The 18,059-nt window shown below is 73.0% G+C and carries 17 protein-coding genes; 8 read left to right on the forward strand and 9 right to left on the reverse strand.

Annotation, left to right across the window (positions count from 1 at the left end):
• A partial coding sequence (locus tag ACFY3N_RS30585; protein ID WP_390820024.1) for a chaplin occupies window positions 1-479 on the forward strand: 479 nt, incomplete at its 5' end.
• 73 nt (window positions 480-552) lie between these two features.
• Here ACFY3N_RS30585 and ACFY3N_RS30590 read toward each other — a convergent pair.
• Complete coding sequence (locus ACFY3N_RS30590) at window positions 553-741, reverse strand: DUF5703 family protein (protein ID WP_030867220.1); 189 nt, start codon at window positions 739-741, stop codon at window positions 553-555.
• Window positions 742-788: 47 nt separating this feature from the next.
• Here ACFY3N_RS30590 and ACFY3N_RS30595 point away from each other — a divergent pair, with 47 nt between their 5' ends.
• Window positions 789-1,475, forward strand: a complete 687-nt coding sequence (locus ACFY3N_RS30595; RefSeq protein WP_390820025.1) for a hypothetical protein — start codon at window positions 789-791, stop codon at window positions 1,473-1,475.
• Window positions 1,476-1,535: 60 nt separating this feature from the next.
• Here the strand turns inward: ACFY3N_RS30595 and ACFY3N_RS30600 are convergent, their stop codons facing one another.
• Window positions 1,536-3,584, reverse strand: a complete 2,049-nt coding sequence (locus ACFY3N_RS30600; RefSeq protein WP_390820026.1) for a helix-hairpin-helix domain-containing protein — start codon at window positions 3,582-3,584, stop codon at window positions 1,536-1,538.
• A complete protein-coding gene (locus ACFY3N_RS30605) occupies window positions 3,581-4,567 on the reverse strand; it encodes an aldo/keto reductase (RefSeq protein WP_390820027.1) in 987 nt (328 codons plus the stop codon). The genes ACFY3N_RS30600 and ACFY3N_RS30605 overlap by 4 nt, the downstream gene beginning before the upstream one ends.
• Window positions 4,568-5,087: 520 nt before the next feature.
• Here ACFY3N_RS30605 and ACFY3N_RS30610 point away from each other — a divergent pair.
• Together ACFY3N_RS30610 and ACFY3N_RS30615 are read left to right on the forward strand one after the other, a co-directional pair.
• On the forward strand, window positions 5,088-6,143 hold the full coding sequence (locus ACFY3N_RS30610; protein WP_390820028.1) for an LLM class F420-dependent oxidoreductase: 1,056 nt from the start codon (window positions 5,088-5,090) through the stop codon (window positions 6,141-6,143).
• Between the two features lie 357 nt (window positions 6,144-6,500).
• Window positions 6,501-7,289, forward strand: a complete 789-nt coding sequence (locus tag ACFY3N_RS30615; RefSeq protein WP_390820029.1) for a ferritin-like domain-containing protein — start codon at window positions 6,501-6,503, stop codon at window positions 7,287-7,289.
• Window positions 7,290-7,316: 27 nt separating this feature from the next.
• On the opposite strand, the gene ACFY3N_RS30620 is transcribed toward ACFY3N_RS30615, so the two are convergent.
• Window positions 7,317-8,312, reverse strand: coding sequence for a magnesium and cobalt transport protein CorA (locus ACFY3N_RS30620; RefSeq protein ID WP_390820030.1), 996 nt, complete (start codon window positions 8,310-8,312; stop codon window positions 7,317-7,319).
• Window positions 8,313-8,374: 62 nt separating this feature from the next.
• On the opposite strand from ACFY3N_RS30620, the gene ACFY3N_RS30625 reads away from it, so the two are divergent.
• The 4 genes from ACFY3N_RS30625 to mshC all read left to right on the forward strand — a co-directional run bounded on the left by ACFY3N_RS30625 (window position 8,375) and on the right by mshC (window position 11,884).
• Window positions 8,375-9,061, forward strand: a complete 687-nt coding sequence (locus ACFY3N_RS30625) for a histidine phosphatase family protein (protein ID WP_390820031.1) — start codon at window positions 8,375-8,377, stop codon at window positions 9,059-9,061.
• Between the two features lie 102 nt (window positions 9,062-9,163).
• Window positions 9,164-9,754: a DUF3090 domain-containing protein gene (locus tag ACFY3N_RS30630; protein WP_390820032.1), complete on the forward strand. Its 591-nt coding sequence runs from the start codon at window positions 9,164-9,166 to the stop codon at window positions 9,752-9,754.
• Window positions 9,718-10,551 carry an SCO1664 family protein gene (locus ACFY3N_RS30635; protein ID WP_390820033.1) on the forward strand — a complete coding sequence of 278 codons (834 nt, stop codon included), beginning with the start codon at window positions 9,718-9,720 and terminating at the stop codon, window positions 10,549-10,551. The genes ACFY3N_RS30630 and ACFY3N_RS30635 overlap by 37 nt, the downstream gene beginning before the upstream one ends.
• 103 nt (window positions 10,552-10,654) lie before the next feature.
• Window positions 10,655-11,884, forward strand: coding sequence for a cysteine--1-D-myo-inosityl 2-amino-2-deoxy-alpha-D-glucopyranoside ligase (gene mshC / locus ACFY3N_RS30640; protein WP_390820034.1), 1,230 nt, complete (start codon window positions 10,655-10,657; stop codon window positions 11,882-11,884).
• Window positions 11,885-11,937: 53 nt separating this feature from the next.
• Here the strand turns inward: mshC and ACFY3N_RS30645 are convergent, their stop codons facing one another.
• The 5 genes from ACFY3N_RS30645 to ACFY3N_RS30665 all read right to left on the reverse strand — a co-directional run bounded on the left by ACFY3N_RS30645 (window position 11,938) and on the right by ACFY3N_RS30665 (window position 17,956).
• Window positions 11,938-12,966, reverse strand: a complete 1,029-nt coding sequence (locus ACFY3N_RS30645) for a PAC2 family protein (RefSeq protein ID WP_390820035.1) — start codon at window positions 12,964-12,966, stop codon at window positions 11,938-11,940.
• Between the two features lie 162 nt (window positions 12,967-13,128).
• On the reverse strand, window positions 13,129-13,800 hold the full coding sequence (locus ACFY3N_RS30650) for a FadR/GntR family transcriptional regulator (RefSeq protein ID WP_390820036.1): 672 nt from the start codon (window positions 13,798-13,800) through the stop codon (window positions 13,129-13,131).
• A gap of 131 nt (window positions 13,801-13,931) precedes the next feature.
• Window positions 13,932-15,548: an FAD-dependent oxidoreductase gene (locus tag ACFY3N_RS30655; protein ID WP_390820037.1), complete on the reverse strand. Its 1,617-nt coding sequence runs from the start codon at window positions 15,546-15,548 to the stop codon at window positions 13,932-13,934.
• A gap of 8 nt (window positions 15,549-15,556) precedes the next feature.
• Window positions 15,557-17,095 carry a glycerol kinase GlpK gene (glpK, locus tag ACFY3N_RS30660; RefSeq protein ID WP_390820038.1) on the reverse strand — a complete coding sequence of 513 codons (1,539 nt, stop codon included), beginning with the start codon at window positions 17,093-17,095 and terminating at the stop codon, window positions 15,557-15,559.
• A 66-nt stretch (window positions 17,096-17,161) separates the two neighbouring features.
• Window positions 17,162-17,956: an MIP/aquaporin family protein gene (locus ACFY3N_RS30665; protein WP_390820039.1), complete on the reverse strand. Its 795-nt coding sequence runs from the start codon at window positions 17,954-17,956 to the stop codon at window positions 17,162-17,164.
• Between the last annotated feature and the right edge of the window lie 103 nt (window positions 17,957-18,059).

The raw sequence follows: 18,059 nt of genomic DNA on the forward strand, positions 1-18,059 counted from the left end.
CCTCCTCGGGCGGGTACGGCGACTCCGGCGGCCACGGCGGCCACGGCGGCTCGCACGCCGGCGGAGACGCCGAGGGCTCGCCCGGTGTGGGCTCCGGCAACCACATCCAGGTACCGGTGCACGTCCCGGTGAACGTCTGCGGCAACAGCGTCGACATCCTCGGCGCAGGCAACGCCACCGAGGGCAACGACTGCGCGAACGACGGTCCGGGTCCCGACACCCCGGGACAGCCCGGCGACCCGGGCGAACCCGAGCGCCCCGGCGACGAGCCGGGCACCCCGGACACCCCGGGCGACCGCACCCCGGACCGTCCGTCGGCCGGCGACCGGCCGGGCGCCCACTCCTCCACCCAGCCCCGGCACGACGCGCAGCTCGCGCAGACCGGCAGCGAGCTGCCGATGGGCCTCGTCCTGCCCGCCGGCGCGGGCGCGCTGCTCGCCGGCGTGGTCCTCTACCGCAAGGCACGGACCGCCGCGTGACACCGGACACACGGAGCGGACCCCGCGACCGCAGGGTCCGCTCCGTCGTGTGATTCCGGTCGGGTGTCGGAGATCACCAGGTGGCGCGCACCTGGCGGATGATCCGCCTCCGCAGCCGCACCCTGCGACTGCCGTCACGCATCAGCGTCAGGCGGTACAACTCCCAGTGACCGTACTCTGCATGGTCCGTCAGCAGACGTGTCGTCTCCTTGCGGGAGACCCCGCGCGGTACGTGCACGTCGACAAATTCGTATTCCGGCATCGCATCTATTGTGCGGGCCGGGCCCCGGTACGGATAGCGTCTGCACTATGTCTGATGCTGAGCAGCCCACCGCTGCCGAGGTACGCGCCGCCGCCGAGGCGGTGAAGACCGCGCTCGACCGCCACCTGGCCGCGGTCGAACGCCGGTCGGGGGAGGACGACCCGGCCGTCTACGAGGCGTTCAACCAGCTGGCCGCGGCCGCGGAGGCGTACGACGAACTGCTCTACGACCGCTACGACGAGGTCACCCCCTTCGAGATCCCCGGCGCGGAGGACACGCCGCCGTACACCGGTCCCGAGGAACCGGCCGCGCTCAGCGTGCTGATCCGCCGCGACTACGCCGTCGTGGAACCCCAGCGGCTGCGCGCGCACGCCCAGCGGATCGAGGCGGCGGACGACGAGAGCGCGGAGGCGTCGGGCACCGTCCACGGCGCGCTCGGCCTGCTGTTCGGCGAGTTCGAGCCGGACGAGATCGCCTCCCGGCACAAGGAGTTCGGGCTGGAGGAAGGCGACTCCACGCTCTGGGTGACGGCATCCGACGACCCCGCGGAACCCGGCGAGTGGCTGGAGGCGCCGTTCGAGCAGGTGGACCCGCAGCGGGTGGTGTGCCGCTTCGACGTCAGCGCGGTCTTCGACGACGACGAGGACCTCGACGACGAGGAGGACCTGGAGGACGAGCTGGACCCGGTCCTGGACGAGGACGAGGACCTGGAACCGCTCGACGCGGACCGCTGACCGCGCCCGCCCCGCACGGCGGCGGCCCCCCCGGTGCCGCCGCCCGCGCACGGGTCCGGCTCAGCCCTCCGCCACCGGAACCTGCGGGGCCAGCAGCACCGGCAACCGGGTGGTCCGCGGCTTCGCCGCCACCTCGGCCACGGCGCGCGGCAGCGCCTGCTCGGCGCCGTGCACCACGGACAGGTGCCGGTCGGCCCGGCTGAACGCCGTGTACACCCAGGGTCGGCTCAACGCCTGCGTGGCGTCACCGGGCAGCACCACGACCACCGCGGGCCACCGGCAGCCCACCGCCTGGTGCGCGGTCAGCGCCCACCCGTGCCGCACGGACGACTCCACCCGCTCCCTCGGTACGACGACCTCCTCGCCCCCGCACTCCAGGTGCAGCGCCTCGCCGTCGGCCCGCACCACACGGCCCGGCAGCGTACGTCCCGGAGCGGGGGAGTGGACGACCCGGTCGCCCGGATCGAATCCGCCGAAGCGTCCCGGTCCGGGATTCAGCCGCTCCTTGAGCGCCGCGTTCAGCGCGCGCGTGCCCACCGCACCCCCGTGCCCCGGGGTGATCACCTGGGTCTCCTCGGCCGGCACGCCGATCGCTCGCGGCACCGAGTCCACCACCAGCTGCACGGTCCGGTGCACGGCCTCTCCCGCGTCCCGCACCGGCACGATCACGACCTCCTTGCCGGGCGCCGCCACCTGGTTCAGCTCGCCGACGCCGATGCCCGAGACCAGCTCGCCCAGCGGGCCGGGATCCGGCCGCCGCGAGGCGATCTGCGGGCAGACCCGCGCGGCCAGCAGATCCGCGAAGACCCGCCCGGGCCCCGCCGACCACAGCACTCCCGGATCACCGGCCAGCACCAGCCGGGCCCCGTCCGGCAGCGACTCCGTCACCAGCGCGGCGGTCTCGACGTCCAGCTGCGGGGCGTCGAGCACCACCAGCAGATCCACGTCCAGCGCCCCCTCGGCGTCCCGCCCGGGCCCCTCGGCACCGGACAGCAGCCCCGCGACGGTGGCGACCCCGGTCCCCTCGACCAGGCCCGCGAACCGGGCACGCCCGACCGGGCCGTGGGCGGCGGCCCAGACCCGCAGCCCCAGACCCCGCGCGGCGCTCACCAGGGCCGCCGGCTCGGCCAGCGAAGCCTCCCCACCGGTGTGCAGGACCAGCCCGTGCCCGGCGACCGCCCGGATCAGCTCACCCGCGGAGCCCCCCTCCGCCGAGGCGGCCGCACGCTCCCACTCCTCACCCGCACCGTCCTGCCCGGGCACGGAGTTGACCAGGCGGGCCAGCCCGTCGGCCAGGCTCTCCTCGGCCAGCGCGTACCGCTCCAGCCCCACCAGCACCCGGACCGGCCGCTCCTCGTCGTCGCCGGCGTCCCCGGCTTCGCCGACGGCGTCCTGGAAGACGAGCACGTCCCCCTCCGAGATGGCGTTCTGCACGGCCTCCTCGGGCTCGGGCACCCCTTGCCGGCCCAGCGCGGCGACCAGCACGGCCATCTCCAGCACGGTGTGCCCGGCCGCCGCGGCCTGCTCCAGCAGCCACACGGTGACCGCCCGGCCCCGCCGCTCGTCGTCCGGCCCGGCCCCGGCGCCGAGCAGCGCCCGGGCGAACCCGTCCGCCTGCTCGGGCCGTACCCCGGGGACCCGCAGCAGCTGCCAGGGATCGGCGCGCAGCACCTCGGCGCCCCCGTCCCCGAGCACGCCGGCGGCCTGTACGGCGACCCCCTCCGGCGCACCCCCCTGGACGAGCACCGCCCGCACGTCCTCGACGGCGCCGGCGGCCGGAACCGCCGGGCCCGAAGCCGCCTGCGGCGCCCGCCGCACGGGCTCGGGAGCGGGCCGTCGCGGCGCGGGGCCGGCCTCCGCGAACACGGTGGCGGCCGGCTTCTTCCCGCTCTCCACGGCCCGCACGGCGGCCAGCAGGTCCGCGGCCGTGCCGCTCAGCCTGCCCCCGGCCTCGATCGGGGCCTCCCGCTCCGCCTTCCGCCGCTCGATCCGCTCCCGCTCCACGCGCTGCGCGGCCAGCTCGGCCTCGGCCTCGGACACCTGCGCGCCCTCGGCGGGCGTCCCCGGCTCCTCGGCGTCCTCCGCGGTCTCGGGCGGCTCCGTGCTCACAGCGTGCTCCAGTCGTGATCGGGATAGCGGTGCACGGGCGCCGACACGTCGTCGAGCGCCCGGCAGATCTCGTCAGGAAGACTAAGGGCCTCCACTGACAATGCCGCCGTGAGCTGCTGCGCGGTGCGCGCGCCGACCACGGGGGCGGCCACACCGGGCCGGTCACGGACCCAGGCGAGGGCCACCTGCAGCGCGGTCACGGCGAGCCCGTCCGCCGCCGTGGTCACGGCGTCCACGATGCGGCTCGCCGTGTCGTCGAGATACGGCGCGACGAACGGGGCGAGATGCTCCGAGGCGGCCCGGGAGTCCACCGGGGCGGCGTCGTTGCGGTACTTGCCGGTGAGCACGCCCCGGCCGAGCGGCGAGGACGGCAACAGCCCGATCCCCAGGTCGAGGGCCGCGGGAAGGACCTCGCGCTCGATGCCCCGCTGGAGCAGCGAGTACTCCATCTGGGTGCTCGCCAGCCGGGCCCGCGCCCCTGGCGCGGCGAGCTGCCAGGTCGCCGCCTTGGCCAGCTGCCAGCCGCAGAAGTCGGAGACACCGGCGTAGCGCACGCGCCCGCTGCCGACGGCGATGTCGAGCGCGGCGAGCGTCTCGTCCAGCGGGGTGGCTGGGTCGTAGGCGTGGACGTGCCACAGGTCGACGTAGTCGGTGCCGAGGCGGGCGAGCGAGGCGTCCAGGGCGGAGAGCAGATGGCCGCGCGAGCCGTCGACGCGGCGGTCCGGGTCGGGTACGCTCCCGGCCTTCGTCGAGATGACGAGGTCCCGGCGGGGCACGAGTCCGTCCATCAGCCTGCCGAGCAGGTACTCGGACTCTCCGTCGCCGTACACGTCGGCGGTGTCGACGAGGGTTCCGCCGGCTTCCCAGAAGGTCTTCAAGAGGTCCGCGGCGTCGTGCTCGTCGGTGTCCCGACCCCAGGTCAGAGTCCCGAGCCCGATCCGGGACACGCGCAGGCCGGTACGGCCGAGATGCCTCTGCTCCATGAACGCCGAGATTACTGGCCAGAGCCTTGGGCGTGGGGACCTGTGGACAAGGGATTTCCGGTCGGCCCGGCGTTGGCGCGGGCCCGCAGTTCCGCGTGCCCCGGCGTCGTACGGGCGCCCGTACGAGTGCGGGCCGGGGGTGTTCGCGCAGTCCGGCGCTCACGGGATGCCTCCCAGGCCTTTGAGGCACTGGGGAGGCACGACTGCCCGCGGAAGCGGAGGCGGTGGCAGCGGCAGCGACTGCCCGCGGCCGGCGGCGATGGCAGGTGGCCGCGTACGGCGCGGAGGGGACGGGGCGGGGGCGGCCGCCCGCAGTGGCCGGCGCGTCCGCGCCCCGCACCCCGTCCACGTAACCCAGTCGCGCCGGTCCGAGGACGGCCACCCCCGACCCGGCCCCGACCCACCCACCGGCCCCAGGTGGCACCGGACCGAACACCGCACCGCGGGCACCCAACCCGACCGCCGGAGGTATAGGGTCTCCGCACAAGCGACGTTACTCATCGGTAAGGGGAGAGCCGCCATGCAGCTAGGGATCAACCTCGGCTACTGGGGTGCCGGAATGGACGCGGACAACCTCGCCGTGGCCCAGGAGGCGGACCGTCTCGGATACGCCGTCTGCTGGGCCGCGGAGGCCTACGGCTCCGACGCCGCCACCGTACTCACCTGGGTCGCCGCCCAGACCCGCCGCATCGACGTCGGCTCCGCCATCTTCCAGATCCCGGCCCGTCAGCCGGCCATGACGGCGATGACCGCCGCCACCCTGGACTCCCTGTCCCAGGGCCGCTTCCGCCTAGGCCTCGGCGTCTCCGGCCCCCAGGTCTCCGAGGGCTGGTACGGCGTCAAGTTCGACAAGCCCCTCGCCCGCACCCGCGAGTACGTCGAGATCGTCCGCAAGGCCATGGCCCGCGAACGCCTCTCCTACGAGGGCGAGCACTGGACCCTCCCCCTCCCCGGCGGCCCCGGCAAGCCCATCAAGCTCACCGTGCACCCCCAGCGCGAGCACATCCCCCTCTACATCGCCGCCATCGGCCCGAAGAACCTCGAACAGACCGGCGAGATCGCCGACGGCGCCCTGCTGATCTTCCCCTCCGCCGACCACCTCGAGGACACCGCCGTCCGGCACCTCCGCGCGGGCCGCGAGAAGGCCGGCAAGACCCTCGACGGCTTCGACGTCTGCCCCACCGTCCCCCTCGCCGTCGGCGACGACAAGGACGTCACCACCCTCGCCGACACCTTCCGCCCCTACACCGCGCTGTACGTCGGCGGCATGGGCAGCCGCAAGCAGAACTTCTACAACCAGCTCGCCCGGCGCATGGGCTACGAACGCGAGGCCGCCGAGATCCAGGACAAGTACCTCGCCGGCGACAAGCAGGGCGCGGCCGCCGCCGTCCCCCACGACCTGATCGACAAGACCACCCTCCTCGGCTCCGTCGACCGCATCGCCGACCGGATGAAGGCCTACGCCGCCGCCGGCGTCACCACCCTCACCCTCGCCCCGGCCGGCTTCACCCTCGACGAGCGCCTCGCATCGCTCCGCGCCGGCACCGAAGCCCTGGAACGCGCGGGTCTCGCGTAGTCCTCACGGCCGTGGCGGGCCCCGAGCCCCGCCACGGCCGTCACCCACCCCCCACGCCCGTCACCCACCCCCCACGCCCGTCACTCACTCCACGCCCGTCACTTACCCCACGGCCGTCACCCACCCCCCACGCCCGTCACCCACCCGACACCCGTCACCTACCCCACGCCCGCCGACCACCCGATCACCCTCCCGCCCCTCTCCCGCCCCTCTCCCGCGCCCCCGTACTCCTTTCGGCGCAGTCGCCCGACGCACCTGTTGCCGCCTCCCGCCCCGCGCACTTGACTCGTTCTCGGCGGAACGTCGGAGCCGCAGAAGCCCGTGGAGAGCGGAGAGCCCGCGGAGAGGTGGTCCACCATGCTGTCGGCCAAGAGCCTGTTCCAGGAGATCGTCGACAACGACGAGTCCTTCGCCCTGTTCTGCTCCATCGCCGCGAGCGGCGAGTCGCAGGGCGGCTGGGAGAACGCCCGCATCGCCGCGCTGGTCCCCGGGACCCAGCGCGAACTCGCCCCCAAGATCACCAGGCACGGCGCCGACGAGGACAAGCACGGCCGCATCTTCGACGCCCTCATGAGGAAGCGCGGCCTCAAGCCCGTCCCGGTCCCCCCGGAGACCGACTACACGATGCTCCTCGAGAACAACGGCATCGGCCTGGCCCACGACCGGCTGAGGCGCGACGAGCCGCTCACCGTCCAGGACATCGTCACCTACCTCGCCCACAGCAGGGTCACCGAACAGCGCGCCTCCGAGCAGATGGCCCTGCTCCGCAAGCACTTCGCCGACCACCCCGACCTCGGCCGCGCGGTCAGGATGATCGCCGACGACGAGGACAACCACCTCGCCTACTGCCACGAGGAACTGCTGCGCTTCGCGTACGCCGGACACGGCCGCGCGATCCAGCGCACCCTGCGCGAGTGCGCGCTCGCGGAGATCCGCGTCCACCGGGACGTCAGCCTGGCGGTGATGGCCCGCATGGGCCGCATCCTCGGCTGGCCCAAGCCCAAGGCAGCCGTCCTCGCGGCGGGCATCCACGCGGTGTACGCGTACGAGCGCCTGGGCGGCTGGCGCCGCATGGTCTCCCTCAGGACGCCCGACCGCCGCAACGCGCTCGGCGGCCCGGCGAACCCGGAACCGGAGTTCGCGTGACCGCGCACGGGCACCGGGCCGGCCCCCTCACATCCACCCCCGCTGCTTGAACAGGCGGAACACCAGCACCTCCAGCCCCACCATCACCAGGATCACCGCCGGATACGACCACTCCCACCGCAGCTCCGGCATGTGCTCGAAGTTCATCCCGTAGATCCCCGCGATCATCGTGGGGATCGCGGCCAGGGCCGCCCACGCGGAGATCTTCCGCATGTCGTCGTTCTGCCGCACGCTCATCTGCGCCAGATGCGCCGAGAGGATGTCCGAGACCAGCCGGTCCAGTGCCTCCACGGACTCGTTCACCCGGGTGAGGTGGTCGTGCACGTCACGGAAGAAGGGCCGCGCCCTGTCCTCCACGAACGGCACCGCCGCCCCGTACGCGCCCACCCCCGCCAGCCGCGTCATCGGCAGCGCCAGCGGCCCGGTCGCCCGGCGGAACTCCAGGATCTGCCGCTTGAAGTTGTAGATCCTGGACGCGGTGTGCCGCGAACCCCCGCCGTCGGGGGTGAAGACCTCCGCCTCCAGTTCCTCCAGGTCGGTCTGCAGCTCGGTCGCCACGTGCAGATAGTGGTCGACGACGGCGTCGGCGACCGCGTACAGCACCGACGTGGGCCCCTCGACCAGCAGCTCGGGCTCCCGCTCGAGCCGTTTCCGCACGGCCCCGAGCGGCGCGTCCTCCCCGTGCCGCACGGTCACCGCGAAGGAGTCACCGAGGAAGATCATGACCTCGCCGGAGGAGACGGTGTCGCTCTGCGGCTCGTACCCGACCGGTTTCAGCACCACGAAGAGCGAGTCGTCGTACACCTCCAGCTTGGGCCGCTGATGGGCCTTGAGGGCGTCCTCCACCGCCAGCGGATGCAGGCTGAACTCCTGCGCGACCAGGTCGAACTCGTCGGCCGTCGGCTCGTGCAGCCCGATCCAGACGAACCCCCCGGCCGACCGCGCCTCGTCCAGCGCGTCGGAGAAGTCGTGGGGCCCCTCCGACCGATGCCCCTCCCGGTAGATGGCACAGTCGACGATCACGAAGCGCACTCTCCTCTCTCTCGGCGGACACCGCACCCGCGGGTGCGCCTACCCTGGGCCGCATGCCCACGTTGCTCCTGGTCCGGCACGGACGTTCCACCGCCAACACCGAGGGACTGCTCGCCGGGTGGACGCCCGGCGTCGCCCTCGACGACCGCGGCGCCGCCCAGGCCGCCGCACTGCCCGGACGGCTCGCCGAGCTGCCGCTGGCCGAGATCGTCACCAGCCCGCTGCAGCGCTGCCGGGAGACGGTCCGGCCGCTGCTGGACGCCCGTCCCGGCCTCACCCCGCACACCGACGACCGCATCGGCGAGTGCCACTACGGCGACTGGTCGGGCCGCAAACTCGCCGAGCTCATGGACGAGCCCCTGATGGAAGTGGTGCAGGCGCACCCGTCGGCGGCGGCCTTCCCCGGCGGGGAGTCCATGCGCGCGATGCAGACGCGCGCCGCCGAGGCGGTGCGCGAGTGGAACGCGCGCGTGGAGCGCGATCACGGCGCCGACGCCGTGTACCTCATGTGCTCGCACGGCGACATCATCAAGTCTCTCGTCGCGGACGCACTCGGACTCCATCTCGACCTCTTCCAGCGGATTTCCGTTGAACCGTGTTCCATCACCGCGATCCGTTACACCCGGCTGCGTCCCTTTCTCGTCCGCCTCGGCGACACCGGCGACTTCGCGTCCCTGGCGCCGCGCGAGGAACCGCCGGCCGACGACGCCACGGTCGGGGGCGACGCGGGCGCACCGTGATCGTCGGGCGCAGTAGGGTGAAGCGGTCGCAGCAGTGCGTCGCCGATCCGAACAGCCGCCCGTCCCCCAACGCCCAACCACGACTCTCAATGGAGACAGGACGTGTCCCGTCAGGTGTTCCTCTACGACCAACCGGAACGTTTCGTGGCCGGTACGGTCGGGCTGCCAGGGCGCCGTACGTTCTTCCTCCAGGCCTCCGCCGGCTCCCGGGTGACCAGCGTGGCCCTGGAGAAGACCCAGGTGGCGGCGCTCGCCGAGCGGATGGACGAACTGCTCGACGAGGTCGTGCGCCGCAGCGGCGGCAGCGCCGCGGTGCCCGCGATGACGCCGGCCGAGACCACCGACAGCGCCCCGCTGGAGACCCCCGTGGAGGAGGAGTTCCGCGTCGGCACCATGGCGCTCGCCTGGGACGGCGAGGAGCAGCGCATGATCGTCGAGGCGCAGGCGCTCGTCGAACTGGACGCCGACTCCGAGGAGGACCTCGCCGAGGCCGAGGAGCGGCTGCTCCAGGACGAGGAGAACGGGCCCCCGATGCTCCGCGTCCGGCTCACCGGCGCGCAGGCCCGGGCCTTCGCCAAGCGCGCCCTCGACGTCGTCAACGCCGGGCGGCCGCCGTGCCCGCTGTGCAGTCTCCCGCTCGACCCGGAAGGACACGTATGTCCGCGCCAGAACGGATACCGCCGCGGAGCGTGACGGCCGCCGACCCGGCCGCCGCGGTCCTGCTCGCCGAGGGCGAGCTGACCGTGCGCGGACGCATCCGCGAGGCGTCGAACGCGGCGCTGTACTGCACCGTGGCGCACGAGGGCCTCGAGGCCGCGTGCGTCTACAAGCCGGTGGCCGGGGAGCGGCCCCTGTGGGACTTCCCCGACGGCACGCTCGCCGGGCGCGAGGTCGCCGCGTACGCGGTCTCCGAGGCGACCGGCTGGGGCCTCGTCCCGCCCACCGTGCTCCGCGGCGGCCCCTACGGCGAGGGCATGTGCCAGCTGTGGATTGAGACGGCGCCCGGCGCGGAACTCCTCGCCCTGGTCGACGGCGAGGAGCCGGAGCCGGGCTGGAAGGCGATCGGCTTCGCCGAGGTCGGTGAGGGCCGCACCGCGCTGCTCGTGCACGCCGACGACGAGCGGCTGCGCCGGCTCGCGGTCCTCGACGCGGTGATCAACAACGCCGACCGCAAGGGCGGGCACCTGCTGCCCACCGCGGAGGGTCCGCTGTACGGCATCGACCACGGGGTCACCTTCAACGCCGAGGACAAGCTCCGCACCCTCCTGTGGGGCTGGGCGGGGGAGCCCCTGACCGCGGAGGCGCTGGACGTCCTCGAGGGCCTCAGAACGGCGCTCACCGACACCGGTGCCCTCACCGCCGCCCTGACACCCCTCATCACCCCCTCGGAGATCGACGCCACCCGCGCGCGCGTCGAGACCCTCCTCACCACCGGCACCCACCCGCAGCCGGGCGGCGACTGGCCGGCCATCCCCTGGCCCCCGGTCTGACGGGACCGCAAGCACGCCGGACGGCGCGGCGCAAGAGCGCCTTCCCGGTCATCCGGCCTGGTCCCGTTCGTTTTCCGAACCGCGGTCCGGTTAGGCTCATGACATGCATGCCTGGCCCGCTTCCGAGGTCCCCGCCCTGCCCGGTCAGGGCCGCGACCTGAGGATCCACGACACCGCGACCGGAGGTCTGATCACCTCCGCCCCCGGTCCCGTCGCCCGCATCTACGTCTGCGGCATCACCCCTTACGACGCCACCCACATCGGGCACGCGGCGACCTACAACGCGTTCGACCTCGTACAGCGCGTGTGGCTCGACACCAAGCGGCAGGTTCACTACGTCCAGAACGTCACCGACGTCGACGACCCGCTGCTGGAGCGGGCCGAGCGGGACGGCCTCGACTGGGCCGGGCTCGCCGAGCGCGAGACCGCGCTGTTCCGCGAGGACATGACGGCCCTGCGGATACTGCCCCCGCGCCAGTACATAGGCGCCGTGGAGGCGATCCCCGGCATCGTCCCGCTCGTCGAACGGCTGCGCGACCTCGGCGCGACCTACGAGATCGAGGGCGACGTCTACTTCTCCGTCGAGTCCGACCCGCACTTCGGCCAGGTCTCGAACCTCGACGCCGCAGCCATGCGGCTGCTGTCCGCGGAACGCGGCGGCGACCCGGAGCGTCCGGGCAAGAAGAACCCCGTCGACCCGATGCTCTGGATGGCCGCCCGCGACGGCGAGCCGAGCTGGGACGGCGGCTCGCTCGGCCGGGGCCGCCCCGGCTGGCACATCGAGTGCGTGGCCATCGCCCTCGACCACCTCGGCATGGGCTTCGACGTCCAGGGCGGCGGCTCCGACCTGGTCTTCCCGCACCACGAGATGGGCGCCTCGCACGCCCAGGTGCTCACCGGCGAGTTCCCCATGGCCAAGGCGTACGTCCACGCCGGCATGGTCGCCCTGCACGGCGAGAAGATGTCCAAGTCCAAGGGCAACCTGGTCTTCGTGTCCCGGTTGCGGCGCGACGGGGTGGACCCGGCGGCGATCCGGCTGGCGCTGCTCGCCCACCACTACCGCGCCGACTGGGAGTGGACCGACCGGGTCCTCCAGGACGCCGTGACCCGCCTCGGGCACTGGCGTGCCGCGGTCTCCCGCCCCGACGGCCCGCCCGCCGAGGCGCTGGTCGAGGAGATCCGCGAGGCCCTGGCCAACGACCTGGACGCCCCGGCCGCGCTGGCCGCCGTCGACCGCTGGACCGTGCTCCAGGAGGAGACCGGCGGCACGGACACCGGCGCGCCCGGTGTCGTCTCCCGCGCGGTGGACGCCCTGCTCGGCGTGGCGCTGTAACCGGACCCGACGACGAAGGGGCGCCCCCGTGGTGGACGGGGGCGCCCCTTCGCTCAGTCCTCCGACGACTCGTCGCCGTCCGAGTCCGGGCCCGAGTCCGGGCCCGAGTCCGGTCCGGGGTCGGAGCCCGGCTCCGGCCTCGGCGGCTTCGGCGGGCGGGTGCGCCCGCCCGGGCCCTCCCGCCGGTACGACGTACCGTCCGAGCCGTCGGCCGTGGCGTGCCCGCCGGGCGGACCCGACGCCCCGTCACGGCGCCGCAGATAACGCTCGAACTCGCGGGCGATCGCCTCGCCCGACGCCTCCGGCAGTTCCGCGGTGTCCCGGGCCTCCTCCAGCGTCTGGACGTACTCGGCCACCTCGCTGTCCTCCGCGGCCAGTTGGTCCACGCCCACCTGCCAGGCACGCGCGTCCTCGGGCAGCTCGCCCAGCGGGATCCGCACGTCGATCAGGTCCTCCAGACGGTTGAGGAGGGCCAGCGTGGCCTTCGGGTTCGGCGGCTGCGACACGTAGTGCGGGACCGCCGCCCACAGCGACACCGCGGGCACACCCGCGTGCGTGCAGGCCTCCTGGAGGATGCCGACGATGCCCGTCGGGCCCTCGTACTTGGTCTCTTCCAGATCCATGCGGCGGGCCAGGTCCGGGTCGGACGTGGTCCCGCTGATCGGGACCGGCCGGGTGTGCGGGGTGTCACCGAGCAGCGCGCCCAGCACGACCACCAGCTCCACGCCGAGTTCGTGCGCGAAGCCGAGGATCTCGTTGCAGAACGAACGCCACCGCATGGACGGTTCGATGCCGCGGACCAGCACCAGGTCGCGCGGCTTCTCGCCGCCGACCCGGACCACCGACAGCCGCGTGGTCGGCCAGGTGATCCTGCGGACCCCGCCGTCCATGAACACCGTGGGACGGTTCACCTGGAAGTCGTAGTAGTCCTCGGCGTCCAGCGCCGCGAACACCTCGCCCTTCCACTCCCTGTCCAGGTGCGCGACCGCGGCGGAGGCGGCGTCACCGGCATCGTTCCAGCCTTCGAACGCGGCCACCATGACCGGGTCGATCAGCTCGGGAACCCCCTCGAGCTCGATCACCCAGCGCCTCCTTCCGACGTGCCCTCGCGTACGCCCCAACCTTACGGCGTACCCGCGGGGGCGCCCGCAGCCCCCTCACAGGGGGAGTGCCCCCATCACTGCCCCGTCGCACACCGGGAAACACCCTTCGGGGACCGGGGGACCCGGGGCGGGGGGAGACGTTCACAGGGTGGACCGCAGCCACTGCTCCACGCTCGCGATGTGCACCGTCGCCCAGGACCGCGCCGCCTCCGCGTCCCGGTCCCGCAGGGCGGCGAGGATGGCCCGGTGCTCGCGCAGGGTGCGGCCGACCGCGTCCTCCTGGGTGAGGCCGCGCCAGATCCGGGCCCGGGTGGTGGGACCGGACAGACCGTCGAGCAGGGAGCACAGCACGGAGTTGCCGGAGCCGCGCACGATGCCCCGGTGGAACTCCAGGTCGGCGGCGACCAGGTCCTCCACCGACGGCTCGTCACCGAGCTTGTCCAACTGCTCCGACAGCGCGTCCAGTTGCTCCTCGTCGATCCGGGTGGCCGCGAGGGCCGTCGCGGCCGGCTCCAGGATGCGGCGTACGGCGAGGAACTCCAGGACCGTGTCGTCGCGGTGGAAGTCGACGACGAAACTCAGCGCCTCCAGCAGGAGTTGCGGGTCGAGACTGGTGACGTAGGTGCCGTCGCCCTGCCGTACGTCCAGGATGCGGATCAGTGACAGGGCGCGCACCGCCTCGCGCAGCGAGTTGCGGGACAGCCCCAGCTCGGCCGCGAGCTCGCTCTCCTTGGGCAGCCGGGCGCCGGGACGCAGCGCGCCCGAGACGATCATCCCCTTGATCTTCTCGATCGCCTCGTCGGTCACTGCCATACCGCGCCTCCCTGCGGACCAGACATCCGATGTATCCAGCCCATTATGTACGGGCCGGGGGCGGCTCCGTCGGCGCGGAGCCGCCCCCGGCCCGTACCGGCTCCCGTGCGGGGGAGCCGGGGAACCGCGGGTCACTTCTTGTCGAGCAGGCCCTGTACGTCGGCGCGGACCTCGTCCGTGGCCAGGCCGCGGATCGTCAGGGTGGTGCGGCGGCGCAGCACGTCGTCGACCGTCTCGGCCCACTCGTGGTCCCGGGCCCAGACGATCTGCGCCCGGATCTCCGGGGCGTCCGGGTGGACGCGCCGGGCGAGCTCCGGGTCGTCGTTGGCCAGGCGGGCGATGTCGAAGGCCAGCGAACCGTAGTGGGTGGCCAGGTGCCTGGCGGTGTCCGCCGCCATGCGCGGGCCGGGCGCCGGGCCGTCGGCCAGCAGCCGGTGGGCGACCGCGCGGGGGTTGGCCACGCCCGGCAGCGGCAGCTTCTTCGGCAGCGAGGCGATCGGCTCGAAGTCGTCGCCCAGCGGGTGACCGGGCAGCTCCTGGAGCTTGCGCATCACCGTGCGGCCGATGTGGCGGAAGGTGGTCCACTTGCCGCCCGCGACGGAGAGCATCCCGCCCCGGCCCTCGGTGACGACGGTCTCCCGCTTGGCCTTGGCCGTGTCCCCGGGGCCGCCGGGCAGCACCCGCAGGCCCGCGAAGGCGTAGGTGATCAGGTCACGGTCGAGCTGCTGGTCGCGGATGGAGAACGCGGCCTCGTCGAGTATCTGCGCGGTGTCCTTCTCGGTGACCGCGACGTCCGCAGGGTCGCCCTCGAACTCCTCGTCGGTGGTGCCGAGCAGCAGCATGTCCTCCCAGGGGAGGGCGAAGGTGATCCGGTACTTGTCGATCGGCGTGGCCAGCGCGGCCTTCCACGGGGAGGTCCGCTTCAGGACCAGGTGAGCGCCCTTCGACAGCCGGATGGACGGCGCCGCGTCCGGGTCCTCCATGCGGCGCAGGTGGTCGACCCACGGGCCGGTCGCGTTGAGCACGAGCCGGGCGTTCACCCCGAACTCCTCGCCCGTCAGACGGTCGCGCAGCTCGGCACCGGTGACCCGGCCCCTGGTGAAGCGCAGGCCCGTCACCTCGGCGTGGTTGAGGACGACCGCGCCGGACTCGGCCGCCGCGCGGACCGTCATCAGCGCCATGCGCGCGTCGTTCATCTGGTCGTCGCCGTACACGGCCACGGCCCTGAGGTTGTCGGTGCGCAGCTCCGGCACGTCCTGCGCGGCCTTGGCCGGCGAGAGCAGGTGCCCGACGCCGTCGCCGAAGGCGGACAGCGCCGAGTACGCGAAGACACCGGCGCCCAGCTTCGCCGCGCCGTGCGGCCCGCCCTTGTACACGGGGAGGTAGAACGTGAGCGGGTTCGCCAGGTGGGGGGCCACCTGGCGGGAGACCGCACGGCGCTCGAAGTGGTTCTCCGCCACCAGCTTCACCGCGCCGGTCTGCAGGTAGCGCAGACCGCCGTGGAGCAGCTTGGAGGAGGCGGAGGAGGTGGCGCCGGCGAAGTCACCGGCGTCCACCAGGGCCACCCTGAGGCCGGACTGCGCGGCGTGCCAGGCGGTGGAGATGCCCAGGATGCCGCCGCCGATCACGAGAAGGTCGTACGACGCCTTGGAGAGCTGCTCCCGGGTCTCGGCGCGGCTCGGGTTCGAGCCGGACGCCGGGTGCGTCCCCAGGGCAGGCACGGACTGCAGGGTGGACTGGGTGGTCATGGCGGTTCTTACTCCTCGTCCTCGAGCCAGCCCATGGTCCGCTCGACGGCCTTGAGCCAGCTCTTGTACTCACGGTCGCGGGTCTCCGCGTCCATGCGGGGGGTCCACTCGGCGGCCCGCCGCCAGTTGGCGCGCAGGTCGTCGGTGCTGTTCCAGAAGCCGACGGCGAGACCGGCGGCGTAGGCGGCGCCGAGGCAGGTGGTCTCGGCGACCATCGGGCGCACCACGGGGGCGTCCAGGAAGTCCGAGAGCGTCTGCATCAGCAGGTTGTTGGAGGTCATGCCGCCGTCGACCTTGAGGGCGGTCAGCTCCACGCCGGAGTCCTTGGTCATGGCGTCCGCGATCTCCCGCGTCTGCCAGGCGGTGGCCTCCAGGACGGCGCGCGCGAGGTGCGCCTTGGTGACGTACCGGGTGAGGCCGGCGATCACACCGCGGGCGTCGGAGCGCCAGTACGGGGCGAACAGGCCGGAGAAGGCCGGCACGAAGTAGGCGCCGCCGTTGTCCTCGACCGACAGGGCGAGGGTCTCGATCTCGGCGGCGGTGGAGATCAGGCCCATCTGGTCGCGCATCCACTGCACCAGGGAGCCGGTGACGGCGATCGAGCCCTCCAGGGCGTAGACCGGCTTGTCGTCGCCGATCTGGTAGCCGACCGTGGTCAGCAGCCCGCTGTAGGAGTTGATGATCTTGTCGCCGGTGTTCATCACCATGAAGGTGCCGGTGCCGTACGTCGACTTGGTCTCGCCCTCGGCGAAGCAGGTCTGGCCGAACAGGGCCGCCTGCTGGTCGCCCAGCGCGGAGGCGACCGGGATGCCGCCGAGCAGCTCGCCCAGCCTGCCGCCCTTGATCTCGCCGTAGACCTCGGCGGAGGAGCGGATCTCGGGCAGCATCGCGGTGGGGACGCCGATGGACTCGGCGATCCGCTCGTCCCACTGCATGGTGTGCAGGTTCATCAGCAGGGTGCGGGAGGCGTTGGTGACGTCGGTGACGTGGTGGCCGCCGTCCACGCCGCCGGTCAGGTTCCAGATGACCCATGTGTCCATGGTGCCGAAGAGGATGTCGCCCGCCTCGGCGCGCTCCTTGAGGCCCTCGACGTTGTCGAGCAGCCAGCGGGCCTTGGGGCCGGCGAAGTAGGAGGCGAGGGGGAGGCCGGTCTCGCGGCGGAAGCGGTCCTGGCCGACGTTGCGGCCGAGCTCGCGGCACAGGGCGTCGGTGCGGGTGTCCTGCCAGACGATGGCGTTGTGGACGGGCTCACCGGTGTTCCTGTCCCACAGCACGGTGGTCTCGCGCTGGTTGGTGATGCCGATGGCCTTGATGTCGTCGCGGGTGATGCCGGCCTTCTCGACGGCCCCGGCGACGACCTCCTGGACGTTGGTCCAGATCTCGGTGGCGTCGTGCTCGACCCAGCCCGGCTTGGGGAAGATCTGCTCGTGCTCCTTCTGGTCGACGGAGACGATGCGCCCGTCGCGGTCGAAGACGATGCAGCGGGAGGAGGTGGTGCCCTGGTCGATGGCGGCGATGAACGGGCCGGCGGTGTGGGCGTCGGTCACTGTGTGCTCCTGGGAGTTCCTTGGTTACGGGGCAGTACGTACGGCGCTGCTTGTGCGGTGCGCGGCCTACGCGAAGGCGACGTTGTAGATACCGGCCGCGAGGGCGCCGCCGATCAGCGGACCGACCACCGGGACCCAGGCGTAGGACCAGTCGGAGCCGCCCTTGTTGGGCAGCGGCAGCAGCGCGTGCACGATGCGCGGACCGAGGTCACGGGCCGGGTTGATGGCGTAACCGGTCGGGCCGCCCAGCGACAGACCGATGGAGACGACGACGAGCGCCGTGATCAGACCGCCCAGCACGCCGAGGCCGTTGCCCGCGTCGTTCAGGCCCTGGGTGAGCACGGCCAGCAGCAGCACGACGGTGCCGATGATCTCCGTGGCGAGGTTCTGCACCGGGTTCCGGATCTCCGGGCCGGTGGAGAAGACGCCCAGCACCGGGCCCGCTCCCTTCTCCTGCGCCTCGACCGCCTTGGCGGCGGTGGTCTGCGCGCCCGGACCGCCGACGATCTCCCTGTCGGTGAGGTGGGCCAGGAACTGGCCGTAGTAGGCCACCCAGACCAGAGCCGCACCGATCATCGCGCCGAGGAACTCTCCGGCGAAGTAGACCGGGACGTTGCCCCACTCGCCGTCCTTGATGGCGAGCGCCACGGTGACGGCCGGGTTGAGGTGGGCGCCGGAGAGCGGTCCGGCGATGTAGACGGCCGTCATGACGGCGAAGCCCCACCCGAAGGCGATGGCGAGCCAGCCGGCGTTACGGGCCTTGGAGGCCTTCAGCGTCACGGCGGCACAGACGCCGCCGCCGAGCAGGATGAGTATGGCGGTACCGATGGTCTCGCCGATGAAGATGTCGGAGCTGGACACCCGCGACTCCTTTGTCCTTCGTCCAGGGAAGCCGACCCCCGGGTCCCACCGGGGATTGGCGCCCTCGGGGATGAGAGCGATGCCGGCCCTTGGCGTTGTCACA

It is taken from the genome of Streptomyces sp. NPDC000348 (genome assembly GCF_042898795.1).
GTDB lineage: Bacteria > Actinomycetota > Actinomycetes > Streptomycetales > Streptomycetaceae > Streptomyces.